Origin of the sequence: Streptomyces sp. NPDC050759, from assembly GCF_044456945.1 — a bacterium.
Classification (GTDB): domain Bacteria; phylum Actinomycetota; class Actinomycetes; order Streptomycetales; family Streptomycetaceae; genus Streptomyces.
This window is the reverse complement of sequence record NZ_JBITGI010000016.1, coordinates 1-14,910: the sequence shown is the minus strand read 5'-3', so window position 1 is coordinate 14,910 and position 14,910 is coordinate 1. Positions and strand designations below refer to the sequence as shown.

The 14,910-nt window shown below is 70.1% G+C and carries 11 protein-coding genes; 9 read left to right on the top strand and 2 right to left on the bottom strand.

What is annotated here, in order from left to right:
* The first annotated feature begins 81 nt into the window (after positions 1 to 81).
* The 6 genes from ACIBJB_RS36075 (at position 82) to ACIBJB_RS36050 (ending at position 7,318) form a co-directional block, all read left to right on the top strand.
* On the top strand, positions 82 to 1,698 hold the full coding sequence (locus tag ACIBJB_RS36075; RefSeq protein WP_398937122.1) for an L-lactate permease: 1,617 nt from the start codon (positions 82 to 84) through the stop codon (positions 1,696 to 1,698).
* Positions 1,699 to 1,801: 103 nt separating this feature from the next.
* Positions 1,802 to 3,169: a phosphomannomutase/phosphoglucomutase gene (locus tag ACIBJB_RS36070; RefSeq protein WP_398937120.1), complete on the top strand. Its 1,368-nt coding sequence runs from the start codon at positions 1,802 to 1,804 to the stop codon at positions 3,167 to 3,169.
* Between the two features lie 371 nt (positions 3,170 to 3,540).
* Positions 3,541 to 3,711, top strand: a complete 171-nt coding sequence (locus tag ACIBJB_RS36065; protein ID WP_355900926.1) for a Trm112 family protein — start codon at positions 3,541 to 3,543, stop codon at positions 3,709 to 3,711.
* Between the two features lie 153 nt (positions 3,712 to 3,864).
* Positions 3,865 to 4,992, top strand: a complete 1,128-nt coding sequence (locus tag ACIBJB_RS36060) for an SIS domain-containing protein (protein WP_398937118.1) — start codon at positions 3,865 to 3,867, stop codon at positions 4,990 to 4,992.
* Positions 4,993 to 5,037: 45 nt separating this feature from the next.
* Positions 5,038 to 6,189: a mannose-6-phosphate isomerase, class I gene (gene manA, locus ACIBJB_RS36055; protein ID WP_398937116.1), complete on the top strand. Its 1,152-nt coding sequence runs from the start codon at positions 5,038 to 5,040 to the stop codon at positions 6,187 to 6,189.
* Positions 6,190 to 6,334: 145 nt separating this feature from the next.
* Positions 6,335 to 7,318, top strand: coding sequence for a cation diffusion facilitator family transporter (locus ACIBJB_RS36050; RefSeq protein ID WP_398937114.1), 984 nt, complete (start codon positions 6,335 to 6,337; stop codon positions 7,316 to 7,318).
* Positions 7,319 to 7,411: 93 nt separating this feature from the next.
* On the opposite strand, the gene ACIBJB_RS36045 is transcribed toward ACIBJB_RS36050, so the two are convergent.
* Positions 7,412 to 9,568 carry a fructose-specific PTS transporter subunit EIIC gene (locus ACIBJB_RS36045; RefSeq protein WP_398937112.1) on the bottom strand — a complete coding sequence of 719 codons (2,157 nt, stop codon included), beginning with the start codon at positions 9,566 to 9,568 and terminating at the stop codon, positions 7,412 to 7,414.
* Positions 9,569 to 10,057: 489 nt separating this feature from the next.
* Between ACIBJB_RS36045 and ahcY the strand changes: the two genes are divergently transcribed.
* Together ahcY and ACIBJB_RS36035 are read left to right on the top strand one after the other, a co-directional pair.
* The gene (ahcY, locus tag ACIBJB_RS36040; RefSeq protein WP_398937110.1) at positions 10,058 to 11,515 is read left to right on the top strand and encodes an adenosylhomocysteinase; all 1,458 of its coding nucleotides are present in this window, start codon (positions 10,058 to 10,060) and stop codon (positions 11,513 to 11,515) included.
* 131 nt (positions 11,516 to 11,646) lie between these two features.
* Complete coding sequence (locus ACIBJB_RS36035; protein WP_398937108.1) at positions 11,647 to 12,276, top strand: hypothetical protein; 630 nt, start codon at positions 11,647 to 11,649, stop codon at positions 12,274 to 12,276.
* A gap of 73 nt (positions 12,277 to 12,349) precedes the next feature.
* On the opposite strand, the gene ACIBJB_RS36030 is transcribed toward ACIBJB_RS36035, so the two are convergent.
* Positions 12,350 to 13,363, bottom strand: a complete 1,014-nt coding sequence (locus tag ACIBJB_RS36030) for an RDD family protein (RefSeq protein ID WP_398937106.1) — start codon at positions 13,361 to 13,363, stop codon at positions 12,350 to 12,352.
* A gap of 130 nt (positions 13,364 to 13,493) precedes the next feature.
* Here ACIBJB_RS36030 and ACIBJB_RS36025 point away from each other — a divergent pair, with 130 nt between their 5' ends.
* Entirely contained in the window at positions 13,494 to 14,501 is a 1,008-nt protein-coding gene (locus ACIBJB_RS36025; RefSeq protein WP_398937104.1) for a stage II sporulation protein M, read from the top strand.
* The last annotated feature ends 409 nt before the right edge of the window (positions 14,502 to 14,910 follow it).

Here is a 14,910-nt window from a genome sequence, read left to right as displayed (position 1 = left end):
CGTGGACTTGGCGCGGACACGACCATTCCGTAAGCCGAAGTGAGAAATCGCTTTCCGCATGGCGGAATCGGGGAGGCGCCCGTGTACGTCCAGGAACTCGAACCCGTCGCCGACTCGCTCGGGCTGTCCGCCCTGATCGCGGCCCTGCCCCTGGTGATCGTCCTCGTCCTGCTCGGCGGCGTCCGCATGAAGGCGCACCTGGCCGGCCTCACCGGCCTCCTGGCGGCCGCTCTGGTCGCCTGGCTCGCCTACGGCATGCCGCTGGGCCAGACCGTCTCCAGCGCCGCACAGGGAGCCGCCTTCGGGCTCTTCCCCATCCTGTGGATCGTCGTCAACGCCCTATGGGTGTACCGGATGACCGTCCGCACCCGGCACTTCGACATCCTGCGCCGCTCCTTCGGGAGACTGTCCGACGACCCGCGCATCCAGGCCCTCGTCGTCGCCTTCTGCTTCGGCGCGCTCCTGGAGGCCCTCGCCGGGTTCGGCGCACCGGTCGCGATCTGCTCGGTCATGCTCGTCGCCCTCGGCTTCGACCCGGTGCGCGCGGCCGTTGTCGCGCTGGTCGCCAACACCGCCCCGGTGGCCTTCGGCGCGATGGGCACACCGGTCGTGACGCTCGCGCAGGTCACCGGGCTGCCGTTGGACGACGTGGCGTCCGTGGTGGGCCGTCAGACGCCTTTGCTGGCCCTCGTGGTGCCCCTGGTGCTGGTCTTCCTGGTCGACGGCAGAAGGGGCCTGCGCGAGACCTGGGTGCCCGCACTGGTCTGCGGAGTCGCCTTCGCCGTCGCCCAGTTCGCGGCCTCCAACTACGTCTCCGCACAACTCGCCGACATCGGGGCCGCCTTGGCCGGCGCGGGCGCTCTGGTGGCCGTACCGCACGCGCGCGTACCGGCCGACGAGTCCGTACGCGCGTCCGTGCTGACCGGCGCGCGCAGCGAGGACCTCGACGAGAGGGACTCGCGTGGTGAAGTCCTGCGCGCCTACGCCCCGTACGCGCTGATCGTCGTGATCTTCTCCGTCGCGCAGATCCCGGCCGTCAAGGACTGGCTGGCGAAGGCGACCCGGACGTACGACTGGCCCTTCCTCAACGTCGTGAATCCGGACGGGGATCCGGTCGGCGGCAACGTCTTCACCTGGCCGATCGTCTCCACCGGCGGCACCCTCGTGCTGCTCGCGGGGATCCTGACGGCCCTCGTGCTCGGCGTGCACGCGCGCGTGGCGGTCCGTGAATGGGTGGCGACCGTCCATGAGTTGAGGTTCGCGATCCTGACCGTGACCTCCGTGCTGGCGCTCGCGTATGTCATGAACCTCTCCGGACAGGCCGCCACCATCGGCCACTTCGTGGCGGCCGCGGGTGCAGGACTGGCCTTCCTGTCACCGGTCCTGGGCTGGTTCGGAGTGGCCGTCTCCGGTTCGGACACCTCGGCCAACGCGCTGTTCGGGGCGTTGCAGGTGACCGCCGCCCGGGAGTCCGGGCTCTCCCCGGAGCTGCTGGCCGCCGCCAACAGCTCGGGCGGGGTGCTCGGCAAGATGATCTCGCCACAGAACCTCACCATCGCCTGCGCGGCCGTCGGGCTCGCGGGCCGCGAGGGCGACCTGCTGCGCAAGGTGCTGCCCTGGAGCCTCGGACTGCTGCTGGTGATGTGCCTGATCGTGGTCGGCCAGAGCTCACCGGTGCTGGACTGGATGCTGCCCTGACGTCGTGACCTGAGGTTACGGCCGGGCGCCCCCTCAGCCACCGCACAGCGCGCTGTCAGCGGGTGCGGGTAGTTTGTGTCGACCGACATAACTTCCAGGAAGGTTGGCCGTGGCTGATCTGTCACAGCTCGTGAAGGCGTACGACGTCCGCGGAGTCGTCCCGGACCAGTGGGACGAGACGCTGGCCGAGCTCTTCGGCGCCGCCTTCGTCCAGGTGACCGGGGCGAGCGCGATCGTGACCGGCCACGACATGCGGCCCTCCTCGCCGGGCCTGTCGCGAGCCTTCGCGCGCGGAGCGGCCGCCCGCGGCGTGGACGTCACCGAGATCGGCCTGTGCTCGACCGACCAGCTGTACTACGCCTCCGGCGCGCTGAACCTGCCGGGCGCGATGTTCACGGCCTCCCACAACCCCGCCCAGTACAACGGCATCAAGATGTGCCGGGCGGGCGCGGCGCCGGTCGGCCAGGACACCGGCCTCGTCGAGGTCCGCGAACTGGTCGAGCGGTGGAGCGAGGCGGGCGCCCCGGAAGCGGCCGCAGGGACCGGCACGGTCACCCAGCGGGACACGCTGGACGACTACGCGGCCCACCTGCGCTCCCTCGTCGACCTGACCTCCGTCCGCCCCCTGAAGGTCGTCGTGGACGCAGGCAACGGCATGGGCGGCCACACCGTCCCGACGGTGTTCGCGGGCCTGCCCCTGGACGTCGTCCCGATGTACTTCGAACTGGACGGCACGTTTCCGAACCACGAGGCCAACCCCCTCGACCCGGCGAACATCGTCGACCTCCAGAAACGGGTCCGCGAGGAGGGCGCCGACCTCGGCATCGCCTTCGACGGCGACGCCGACCGCTGCTTCGTCGTCGACGAGCGCGGAAACCCGGTCTCCCCGTCCGCCATCACCGCCCTGGTCGCCTCCCGAGAGCTCGCCAGGCACGGCGGCAAGGGCACGGTCATCCACAACCTGATCACGTCCTGGTCGGTCCCGGAGGTCGTCAGGGAGAACGGCGGCACACCGGTACGCACGCGCGTGGGCCACTCCTTCATCAAGGCCGAGATGGCCAGAACCGGCGCGATCTTCGGCGGCGAGCACTCGGCGCACTACTACTTCAAGGACTTCTGGAACGCGGACACGGGCATGCTGGCGGCCCTCCACGTCCTCGCCGCGTTGGGCGGCCAGGCAGACCCGCTCTCGTCCCTGGTGGCCCAGTACGACCGTTACGTCGGCTCCGGCGAGATCAACTCCACGGTCGCCGACCAGACGGACCGCCTGGCCGCGATCAAGGCGGCCTACGAGGGCCAGGAGGGCGTACAACTCGACGAACTCGACGGCCTCACGGTCACCACCCCCGACTGGTGGTTCAACGTCCGCCCCTCCAACACGGAACCCCTCCTGCGCCTCAACGCGGAGGCGAGGGACGAGGCGACGACGGCGAAGGTGCGCGACGAGGTACTGGCGATCATCAGAGCCTGACGGGACGCGGGCTGCCGACGGCTCGGGCCTCGGCGTATGCGGCCCACGTGAGGGTTTTTCCCGACGCCGGTCCGCTTCTGTCAGCCCGTCCGGCGTTTGAGGACGAGACCTCATCAGGGCGCACGGGGGCCGGAGCGGAGCCCCGGTGGGGTGCAGGGGGCGAAGCCGCCTGGGCGGGGCCGAAGGGGCGGCAGCCCCTGGTGGGGGTCCCCGCTCTGGGGGAGGGACGGGTAGGGGCGGCGGGGGGCGAAAACCGCGACGGCAATCCCCACCCGCGACCTCGCCCCAACCCCGGCGCCCCCCTCTCCCCGGCGGTACCCTGACCAGGCACATCCGCACATGCAGCCGTACCGCCCCCGAAGGGAACCCCCATGCCGCTCGAAGCCGGCCTCCTGGAGATCCTCGCCTGCCCGGCCTGTCACGCCCCCCTCAAGGAGCAGGACACCGAGCTGATCTGCACCGGCCGGGACTGCGGCCTGGCCTACCCGGTCCGGGACGGCATCCCCGTCCTCCTCGTCGACGAGGCCCGCCGCCCCGCGTAAGCGCCCCGCCGCCGTAGGCGGGGCAGCGCCCCAACTGCCGTAAGAGCGACAACGACACAGCGACCACCGGTGTCCCGGCCCCGCGCGACCGACGACCCGGCGAAGCGACAACCCGGCGTCCCCGGAGACCCGGCGATCGGAGGCTGCCGCCCCATGCTCGACGAATCGCTGCTAGACACCCCCGAGGCCCTCTCGGAGGCCGACCGCCGAGGCCTGCTCCGCGGCGCCGCAGAGGCCGGCGCCCGCGTCCGCACAGCAGCCCGGCACGCAGCCGATGCGGGGGTGAACGACCTCAAGCCCGACGGCCGCCCCCGTGCCGTCCTCATCGCGGGGCCCGGCGCCGCCGCCACCTGCGCCGCCGACCTCCTCGGCACACTCGCCGGCGCCGGCAGCCCCGTCACCCGCCTCGCCCCCACCGGAGTCGCCCCCGCCGCAGGCGCCCTGCGCTGGGAACTCCCCGGCTGGGCGGGCTCGGTCGACCTGCTTCTGCTCGCCACTCCCGACGGCACCGAACCAGGCCTGTCCCTGCTCGCCGACCAGGCCTACCGCCGCGGCTGCACGGTCGTCGCAGTGGCGCCCGCCCGCACCCCGCTCAGCGAGGCGGTCGAGGGCGCCCACGGCCTGTTCGTGCCCATGGCCACGGCCCCGTACGAGCAGGACACCCCCCTCACCGCTTCCGCCCCCGGCGTCCTGTGGGCCCTGCTCACGCCGCTCCTGGCGATCCTCGACCGCACCGGCCTGCTCACCGCCCCGACCGACACGCTCGAGAAGATCGCCGACCGCCTCGACCAGATCGCCGAGCGCTGCGGCCCCGCCATCGCGACCTACAGCAACCCGGCCAAGACCCTCGCCTCCGAACTCTTCGACGCGCTCCCGGTGATCTGGACCGAGGGCACCTCCGCAGGCCCCGCGGGCCGCCGTTTCGCCGCCGCCCTCGCCGAGCTCTCCGGCCGCCCCGCCGTGGTCTCCGAACTGCCCGAGGCCCTCGATGCGCACAGCACCCTGCTCGCCGGGCCGCTGGCCGCCGGCGCCGACCCGGACGACTTCTTCCGCGACCGCGTCGAGGAGGCTCCCGCGCTGCACGCGCGCGTGGTGCTCCTTCGCGACCGTCCGATCGGCGGTCTCAGCGCAGCTCCGGCCGCCCGTGACCTGGCCCTCAGCCACGACACGCCGATCAGCGAGCTGGAACCGGAGTCCGGCGGCGAGATCGAGACCCTCGCGGAACTGATCGCCGTCACGGATTTCGCCGCCGTTTACCTGGCGCTCGCCTCAGGGGCCTGACGTTGCCCAGGACGCCCTGATCGCCGTACGTACAGAAAGAGCCTGATGGACCGCCTCGACAACACCGTCCGCCCCTACGCCTGGGGTTCCACCACCGCCATCCCCGAACTCCTCGGCGTCCGGCCGACCGGTGAACCGCAGGCGGAGATGTGGATGGGCGCCCACCCGGGAGCCCCCTCACGCACCGGCCGGGGCACCCTTGTCGAGGTCATCGCCGCGGACCCGGCGAAGGAGCTCGGCGCCGAGGCCGTCGCCAAGTTCGGCCCCCGGCTGCCCTTCCTGCTCAAGATCCTCGCCGCGGGCGCCCCGCTCTCCCTCCAGGTGCATCCCGACCTCGCCCAGGCGAAAGAGGGTTACGACGACGAGGAGCTCCGCGGCATCCCCGTGGACGCGGGCCACCGCAACTACAAGGACGCCAACCACAAGCCCGAACTGATCTGCGCGCTCACCGAGTTCGACGGCCTGTGCGGCTTCCGCGAACCCGCGCGCGCGGCCGAACTGCTCGACGCGCTCGGCGTCGACTCCCTCAAGCCGTACGTCGATCTCCTGCACGCCCGCCCCGAGGAGGCGGCCCTGCGGGAGGTCCTGACGGCCGTCCTGACCGCCGACCGCGCGGAGATGGCCCACACGGTCACCGAGGCCGCGGCCGCCTGCGCCCGCCTCGGCGGCGACCACGCCCCGTACGCCGACATCGCCCACCACTACCCGGGCGACCCGGGCGTCATCGCCGCGATGCTCCTCAACCACGTCCGACTCCAGCCGGGCGAGGCCCTGTTCCTCGGCGCCGGCATCCCGCACGCCTATCTGAGCGGCCTCGGCGTCGAGATCATGGCCAACTCCGACAACGTCCTGCGCTGCGGCCTGACCCCCAAGCACGTCGACGTCCCCGAACTCCTGCGCATCGTCCGGTTCGAGGCCGCCGAACCGGGCGTCCTCCGCCCCGAGGCGTCCCCCGACGGCGAGGAGGTCTATGAGACCCCCATCGACGAGTTCCGGCTCTCCCGCTACGTCCTTCCCGATGGCGGCGCCACTCACGACCTGACCCGCCCGACCCCGCAGATCCTGCTCTGCACGGCAGGTTCCGTGCGAGCCGGGGAACACGAACTGAGCCCCGGCCAGTCGGTGTTCGTACCGGCGGGCGAGAAGGCCGAGGTGTCCGGCACGGGCACGGTCTTCCGGGCAACGGTGATCGTGTGACCGTGACGTGTGATCGTATGACCGGGCCTGTGGACGGCTGAGACGTCCGTGCCGGGGGAGGCTGCAAGAATGGCCCCACGGCAAAGGACGGGCAAAGGCCTGGACGGGCGTAGAGGCACTTGAGGCGAAGGGACAACGCGAGCAGATGAGCGCGTCAGGCGGAACCAGGGCGATCGTGGCGGCACTCGGCGCCAACCTCGCGATCGCGGCATCGAAGTTCGTGGCGTTCGCGTTCAGCGGCTCCTCGTCGATGCTCGCCGAGGGCGTGCACTCCCTCGCCGACTCCGGAAACCAGTTCCTGCTGTTGCTCGGCGGCAAGAAGGCCCAGCGCGAGGCCACCCCGCAACACCCCTTCGGGTACGGCCGCGAGCGCTACATCTACGCCTTCCTGGTCTCCATCGTCCTCTTCTCGGTCGGCGGCATGTTCGCCGTCTACGAGGGCTACGAGAAGATCAAGCACCCGCACGAGATCGAGCACTGGTACTGGCCGGTGGGCGTCCTCATCTTCGCGATCATCGCCGAGGGCTTCTCCTTCCGGACGGCCATCAAGGAGTCCAACCCGCTGCGCGGCAACCTCTCCTGGAAGGAGTTCGTGCGCCGCGCCAAGGCACCCGAACTCCCGGTCGTCCTCCTGGAGGACTTCGGCGCGCTCGTCGGCCTGGTCCTCGCCCTCGGCGGCGTCGGTCTGGCCCTCCTCACCGGCGACGGCGTCTGGGACGGCATCGGCACCCTCTGCATCGGCATCCTGCTCATCCTGATCGCCCTCGTCCTGGCGGTGGAGACCAAGTCCCTGCTCCTCGGCGAGGCCGCCGGCATCGATGCGGTCCAGAAGATCGAGGCCGCGATCGTCGACGGCCACACCGTCACCGGCATCATCCACATGCGCACGCTCCACCTCGGTCCCGAGGAACTGCTCATCGCCGCCAAGATCGCCGTCCAGCACGACGACACGGCCGCCGAGGTCGCCTCCGCGATCAACGCCGCCGAGTCCCGCATCCGCGAGGCCGTCCCGATCGCCCGCGTCATCTACCTGGAGCCGGACATCTACAGCGAGACCGAGGCCGCCAAGGGCGCCGACCGGGAGGCGACCCCCGGAGGACCGGCACAGCAGCCGACGCCCGGCCACTGAGGTTCTGCCGCGGTAGGGCTTGTGGGCTGTACGACGACGGGGCCCGCCGACTCTCTCGGCGGGCCCCGTCCGTTCTCGGTGCTCCGGCAGCAGCTACCGGACCTCGCTGAGCACCTCCAGCACCGCCCCCTCGTCCGGCGCCGCGATGAGCCTCTCCCGGAACCCGGGATCCATCAGCTTGCGCGACAGCAGCGCCAGGATCCGAAGGTGTTCATCGCCCGCGGCCGCCTCGGGGACGGAGATCATGAAGACCAGCCTGGCCTTCGTACCGTCCAGCGAACCCCACTCGACACCCTCGGCGGAGCGTGCGAACCCGACGACGGGCGCGGTCACCGCATCCGTCTTGGCGTGCGGAATCGCGATCTCCTCCCCGAGCCCGGTGGTTCCCTGCTCCTCCCGCCGCAAGGCGGTGGCGACCAGTTCCTCCAGATCCGTCACCTTGCCGGTCCGGGCGAGCAGCTCGGCCAGCTCCCGGATGGCGGCCTCCTTGTCACGGGCGTCAAGGGCGACCTTCACGGTCTGCTCGGTGAGATAGCCGGAGAGGACTGCGCAGTCGGCTTGGGCGCCGGCACCGGTATGGGTGTCAGCGCGGGTGTTCGCTTTGTCGTCGGCGCCGGTGCCCCCGACGTTCGGTGTCCCGGCCGGTGCCGTCTCCACGGCGGGCGCGCTCGACGAGGCCACGAGCCGTTGCGCCACCACGGCACCGGCGGCTCCACCGGCCGCCGCACCGGCGCCCACCCCGACCAGCGCGGGCTCGAGCGGCCCGGCCACGCCCAGTCCGGGCACCGGTGCCGCACCCTTGCGCCTCCGCTCGCTGACGTCGACCAACGTGACCGTCGTCAGCGCGGTGACCGCGGTACCGATCAACACGGCCACGAAGAACATCGGCACCCCGCTCACCGCGCCCAACACCGCCACGATCGGCCCGCCGTGCGGCACCGCGTCCTCGACCCCGGCGACACCGGCTATCGCGCCGGCCACAGCGCCGCCGAGCATGTTGGCCGGAATCACCTGTGCGGGCCGCGCCGCCGCGAACGGGATCGCACCCTCGGAGATGCCGAAACAGCCCATGAACAGCGAGGCCAGGCCGGTCTCCCGCTCCTGCTCGGTGTAGAGGCGCTTCCGTATCAAGGTCGCCAGTCCCTGCCCGAGCGGCATGACCGGGATCGCGGCCGCGCACATGCCCATGACCGTCTGGTTGCCGGTCGCGATCAGCCCCGTGCCGAACAGGAAGGCCGTCTTGTTGACCGGCCCGCCCATGTCGAACGCGATCATGAGTCCCAGAATCGCGCCCAGCAGGATCGCGCTCGTGCCCGTCATTCCGCTGAGCCAGTCGGTGAGGTGCTCGAACACCCAGGAGATCGGCTTCCCGATGACGTAGATGAAGAACAGCCCCAGCGTCGTCGTCGCCACGATCGGAATCACGATGATCGGCATGATCGGCTGCACGAACTTCGGGACCTTGGCCTTCTTGATCCACAGCACCAGGTACCCGGCGAGGAACCCGGTCACGATCGCCCCGATGAACCCGGCGCCCGCCTTCGAGTCGTACAGGTCACCCGTGTTCGCGATCCAGCCACCGATCATGCCGGGCACGAGGGCGGGCCGGTCCCCGATGGCGTAGGCGATGTATCCGGACAGGATCGGCACCATCAGCGTGAAGCCGATGACACCGATGTTGTTGATGTCCATCCAGAAGGAGTCCTTCGGGATGACCAGGCCGCCGGACGGGTCGGTGTGCCCGCCGAGCGAGAGCGAGATCGCGATCAGCAGCCCGCCGACCACCACGAACGGGATCATGTAACTGACCCCGTTCATCAGCGCCTTGTACGCGACGCTCCGCTCCTTGCCGCCGCCCGCTGCCGACGCGGCCGGGGTGGCGCCCGCCGTGTGCACCGGCGCAGACCGCACCCGTTCGATCAACTGCTCGGGGTGGTGGATCCCTTCGGCCACCCCCACGGTCAGAACGCGCTTGCCCACGAAACGGCTCAGGTCCACGTCCTTGTCCGCGGCGATGATGACGCCGTCCGCAGTGCTGACATCGTTGTCATCCAGGATGTTTTCAGCCCCGATCGAGCCCTGGGTCTCCACCTTCATCTCGATGCCACGGCTCACGGCGGCCTGCGCGAGCTTCTCCGCAGCCATATAGGTGTGGGCGATGCCGGTCGGGCACGCGGTCACCGCGAGCAGCTTCAACCGCTGCTCCTCGCTGCCGCCGCCCGTGGGGGGAGGTCCGGCCGGACTGGTCACGTCGATCTCCTCACGCCTTTGTCACGCGGAAACGCCGTCCCGGACGCCCCGCAAGATCGATCGGATCTTCCGATCTCTTCGCATCCCCCCTCACCTGCCCAGACCACCCGAGAAGCAAAAGTCCCTGCATGACCTGGTCTGTTGTCGCCCTTCCGCAGCTTTCAGATCTGTTGTCACCGCAGTCACGTCACCCTGTCAGCACGACTGACGGCACCTCGCCGACGTCCCGGACCTTCGCCCGTGATCGGCCTGATGTATGCGGAGGCGGACTGGGGTGCCCCGGCCGACCGGTGTAGCTTGGGACGGAGCCAGACGTCGCTGCTGATGGCGGTCGGGCGGTCCGCACGCGGACCGGCCGAGGGAGAGAGGGCCTCCGACGGACTGCGCTGCGCGCACCGGGCATGCCTGTGTCCTCTTCGGGCACCCCTGTGTCCGCCGCCGCGCAGACCAGCAGTACTTCCGCGCCCCAAACCCGAGGAGCAGCACCACATGACGACTGTCGACAACCGACAGGACTTCAAGGTCGCCGACCTCTCCCTGGCCGAGTTCGGCCGCAAGGAGATCACCCTCGCCGAGCACGAGATGCCCGGCCTGATGTCGATCCGCAAGGAGTACGCCGAGACGCAGCCGCTCGCCGGCGCCCGCGTCACCGGCTCCCTGCACATGACCGTGCAGACCGCCGTCCTCATCGAGACCCTCGTCGCCCTGGGCGCCGAGGTCCGCTGGGCGTCCTGCAACATCTTCTCCACCCAGGACCACGCGGCCGCCGCCATCGCCGTCGGCCCGAACGGCACCGTGGACAACCCCCAGGGTGTCCCGGTCTTCGCCTGGAAGGGCGAGACCCTGGAGGAGTACTGGTGGTGCACGGAGCAGGCGCTCACCTGGCCGAACACCCCCACCGGCGGCCCGAACATGATCCTGGACGACGGCGGTGACGCCACCCTCCTCGTCCACAAGGGCGTCGAGTACGAGAAGGCCGGCAAGGTTCCCTCCGTCGACACCGCCGAGTCCGACGAGCACCGCTGCGTCCTCGAACTCCTGCACCGCACCATCACGGACGGCTCGCAGAAGTGGACCCAGCTGGCCTCTGAGATCCGCGGCGTGACCGAGGAGACCACGACCGGCGTCCACCGCCTGTACGAGATGCACCGCGACGGCACCCTCCTGTTCCCGGCGATCAACGTCAACGACGCCGTCACCAAGTCGAAGTTCGACAACAAGTACGGCTGCCGCCACTCCCTGATCGACGGCATCAACCGCGCCACCGACGTCCTCATCGGCGGCAAGACCGCGGTCGTCCTCGGCTACGGCGACGTGGGCAAGGGCTGCGCGGAGTCCCTGCGCGGCCAGGGCGCCCGCGTCATCGTCACCGAGATCGACCCGATCTGCGCACTGCAGGCGGCGATGGACGGCTACCAGGTCACGACGCTGGACGAGGTCGTCGACAAGGCCGACATCTTCGTCACCACGACGGGCAACAAGGACATCATCATGGCCTCGGACATGGCCAAGATGAAGCACCAGGCGATCGTCGGCAACATCGGTCACTTCGACAACGAGATCGACATGGCCGGCCTCGCCAAGATCCCCGGCATCGTCAAGGACGAGGTCAAGCCGCAGGTCCACACCTGGAAGTTCCCCGACGGCAAGGTGCTCATCGTGCTGTCGGAGGGCCGTCTGCTGAACCTGGGCAACGCCACCGGCCACCCGTCGTTCGTGATGTCCAACTCCTTCGCGGACCAGACCCTGGCCCAGATCGAGCTGTTCACCAAGCCCGACGAGTACCCGACCGACGTCTACGTGCTGCCCAAGCACCTCGACGAGAAGGTCGCCCGCCTCCACCTGGACGCGCTCGGCGTGAAGCTGACCCAGCTGCGCCCGGAGCAGGCGGCGTACATCGGCGTCGAGGTCGACGGCCCGTACAAGCCGGACCACTACCGCTACTGAGCCGTACGGCACAGCAGCAGACCCTCCGAGGCAGGCCCCCGCACCCCCGTGTCGGGGGCCTGCCCCTTCGGCCTTGTGACCCTCGCCGTGTGACCGTCAGGCCGGACAGCCCGTCAGAAGCCAGGACCCCCATGCCCCGCGGCCGTTATTCGCTCCACGATCCGCACGATCACACCCCCCTCGCAGAAGAACACTTCCGGTGCGCCCCCGGTCCGTCCGGCTGGCGCTACGTCTCCCAACTGACCACCCCCGCGGGCGATCACAGCGGCTCGGTCGACCTCACCCTCGACGAACTCGGCCGTCCCATCCGCCTCGAACTGCACGCCGCGAGCTGGCAGGTGCGCGGTGCAGCGCTCGACGGTGTCACCTGGGTCCGCACAGACCCCACCGGGACCCACGCCACGGAAGGCAATGTCGCCGCCCATGCCTTCACCGGCACGTCCCCCGCCTTTCTCGTCGCCACCACCCGTCTCCTGCGCCTCACCCCCTCCGCATCAGCAACCCGCGTACGCCTCGTGGCCTTCACGGACCCCGTCCTCGCCCCGCGCACCGTGGACCAGTCCTGGACCTTGCTGAAAAGAGAACCACACGCCACTGACAACGGCCCGCTGACCGTGGAGGAATACCAGGTCACAGCCCTGGACACGGGCGAACAGCACACTGTGCACATCGCCGGCGACGTGGTCCTCGCGGCTCCCGGGATCGAGCTGGAGGACCTCGAATCACCGCCGTCGGCGTTCCCAGCGCCACCGCTGGACTGAAGCGACCTCAGACAGACTTCGGCGGCTGCCCGCTCCCGCACCGGACATCAGCGGCGCCCGGTAACCCGCCTGATCACGCCGGCGGAACAAACCCGGACGCGGCCCCGCCCTCCGGCGGCACGGGGGGTCGGGGCCCCTCGGAGGACTTCTCGGACGAAACCCCATCCACCGGAGCACCAGGACGCGCCACGCCCGGAGCCGCCTCGACGCCGTACGGGACAGGCGGCTGTGGAGTCAACGGAGCAGCGGGCTGCGCCCCCGGATACGGGTAACCGCCCTGCGCTCCGACCGCAGGGCCGGGCGGCCTCCACGCAGGAGACGGCCCGGCCTCCGTCGTGCCGCTGCCGTAGGCCCGCCGGGCCTCGCGGGCTTGCCGTTCCTGCACCACCGCCGCCAGATACGCGCCCGGCGGCACATCCTGCGGCGCAGGAGTTCCCGTACGCGCCGCGAGATCGGACGCCAGCCGCTCCGCCATGGCCCAGCCGACCTGCGGGTCGAGTTGGTGCATCCGCGTCAGGTACTGACGGATGGCAAGCCACAGGCCATCGGGAACCGCCGACAGATCGAGCCCGGAGAACCGGCCGGCCAGCCAGGGCGGAGGCGGCGGCACAAATCCGCTGGACTGCACAGGAATTCGCTCCCGCACGACCAGCGTTCCCGCGAACACGTCACCGAGCCGACGCCCCCGCGCCGACACGAGCGAGGCGATACAGGCCACGACCCCGAACGTCATGAGAATCTCGATGACACCGATCGCGCCCCGCACCAGCGCATGCCGGAAGCGGATGGGCCCGCCGTCGTCCCGGACCACGCGAAGCCCCACGGCGAGCTTCCCCAGCGATCGCCCATGGCTGAGCGTCTCGACCGCGATCGGGCCGCCCACCAGTACGAGCAGGAACGCGGCGATCGAGAGCGCCACCTGGGCCGCGTCGTCCAAGGAAGCGGAAGCGGCCACCAGCGCGACGGTCACGGCGATGTACACGACCACGGCCACGATCAGATCGAGCAGCACGGCCAACGCCCTGCTGGGCAGCCTCGCAGGGCGCAGCTCAAGCGCCACCGCCTCGCCCGTCACGAGCTCACTCACGCCTGCTGTCCTTCCCCTGACCCGACTGGTCAACGGCCAGTCTGCCAAGCTGAGGGCGCATCGCGTCGCAGTACGACAAGCTGACACTCATGACGGACCGCCGACGATCAGCCGAGGAGCAGGCAAACCGATGGACCTCGACGTCTTCGTCACCGCTCACCGAGCCGAATGGGACCGCCTCGACGCTCTGCTCCGGCGCCAGCGCCGCCTCAACGGCGCCGAGGCGGACGAACTCGTCGCTCTCTACCAGCGCACCGCGACCCACCTGTCGCTGATCCAGTCCAGCGCCCCCGACCCGCAGCTCACCGGTCGACTCAGCCAACTCGTGGCACGCGCGCGTAGTGCCGTCACAGGAACCCGCCGCGCCTCCTGGCGCGATGTCACCCGCTTCCTCGCCTACGGCTTCCCCGCCGCTGTCTATCGATCGCGGCACTGGTGGGTGCCCACCGCGCTGCTGTCCACCGTCGTCGCCGCACTCCTGGGCTGGTGGATCGGCACCCACCCCGAGGTGCAGTCCTCCATCGCGGCCCCCGGTGAACTGCGCGAGCTCACCCGCCCCGGCGGCCAGTACGAGACGTACTACTCGAGCCATCCCGCGGCATCCTTCGCCGCCCAGGTCTGGACGAACAACGCCCAGGCGGCCGCCATGTGCCTGGTCCTGGGGATCTTCCTGGGCCTCCCGGTCCTCTGGATCCTGTTCCAGAACATGCTCAACCTCGGCGTCGGCATCGGCCTCATGTCGTCGGTCGGCCGTCTCGACACCTTCCTCGGCCTCGTGCTCCCGCACGGCCTCCTCGAACTCACGGCGGTTTTCGTCGCGGCCGGCACCGGCCTCCGTCTCGGCTGGACCCTGATCGATCCCGGCCCTCGCCCCCGACGCACGGCACTGGCGGAGGAGGGCCGCGCTGCCGTGGGCATGGCCATAGGCCTCGCGCTGGTCCTGTTCGTCTCCGGCGCCATAGAAGGCTTCGTCACCCCCTCGGGCCTGCCCACCTGGGCCCGCATAACCATCGGGGTCGTCGCCGAGCTGGCCTTCCTCGCCTACGTCTTTGTCCTGGGCGGACGAGCGGCGCATGCGGGTGACACGGGCGACCTCGAGGCCGCCGAACGCAGCGCCACCGTCCCTACGGCCGCCTGATGTGCAGGGGACCCTGCTGAGCTGCTATTGTCTCCTTCGCCCCACAGGAGCCGTTGACACGGAGCAGGTGGGGAGGTAGATTCGAACAGTTGCCTGGAGCTGGGTTCATTCCGCTCGGTAGCAGTGAGTGTCTGTCCGCTTCTAGAAATCTTGATTTCAGAGAAGCCCCTTCCCGATGAATTCGGAAACAGATGGCCGGTCAGTCCGGTCAGAAAGTTCTGATAATGTTGGGAGCGCCGGAAAGGGAAACGCGAGAGCGGGAACCTGGAAAGCACCGAGGAAATCGGAACCGGAAACGGTCTGATAGAGTCGGGAACGCAAGACCGAAGGGAAAAGCCCGGAGGAAAGCCCGAGAGGGTGAGTACAAAGGAAGCGTCCGTTCCTTGAGAACTCAACAGCGTGCCAAAAA

What these genes read in the sequence shown, in the direction of transcription:
- ACIBJB_RS36060 (WP_398937118.1), top strand. Translation starts at nt 3,865, where the DNA reads ATGCTCGACGAATCGCTGCTAGACACCCCCGAGGCCCTCTCGGAGGCC.
- ACIBJB_RS36050 (WP_398937114.1), top strand. Translation starts at nt 6,335, where the DNA reads ATGAGCGCGTCAGGCGGAACCAGGGCGATCGTGGCGGCACTCGGCGCC.
- ACIBJB_RS36025 (WP_398937104.1), top strand. Translation starts at nt 13,494, where the DNA reads ATGGACCTCGACGTCTTCGTCACCGCTCACCGAGCCGAATGGGACCGC.
- ahcY (WP_398937110.1), top strand. Translation starts at nt 10,058, where the DNA reads ATGACGACTGTCGACAACCGACAGGACTTCAAGGTCGCCGACCTCTCC.
- ACIBJB_RS36065 (WP_355900926.1), top strand. Translation starts at nt 3,541, where the DNA reads ATGCCGCTCGAAGCCGGCCTCCTGGAGATCCTCGCCTGCCCGGCCTGT.
- manA (WP_398937116.1), top strand. Translation starts at nt 5,038, where the DNA reads ATGGACCGCCTCGACAACACCGTCCGCCCCTACGCCTGGGGTTCCACC.
- ACIBJB_RS36035 (WP_398937108.1), top strand. Translation starts at nt 11,647, where the DNA reads ATGCCCCGCGGCCGTTATTCGCTCCACGATCCGCACGATCACACCCCC.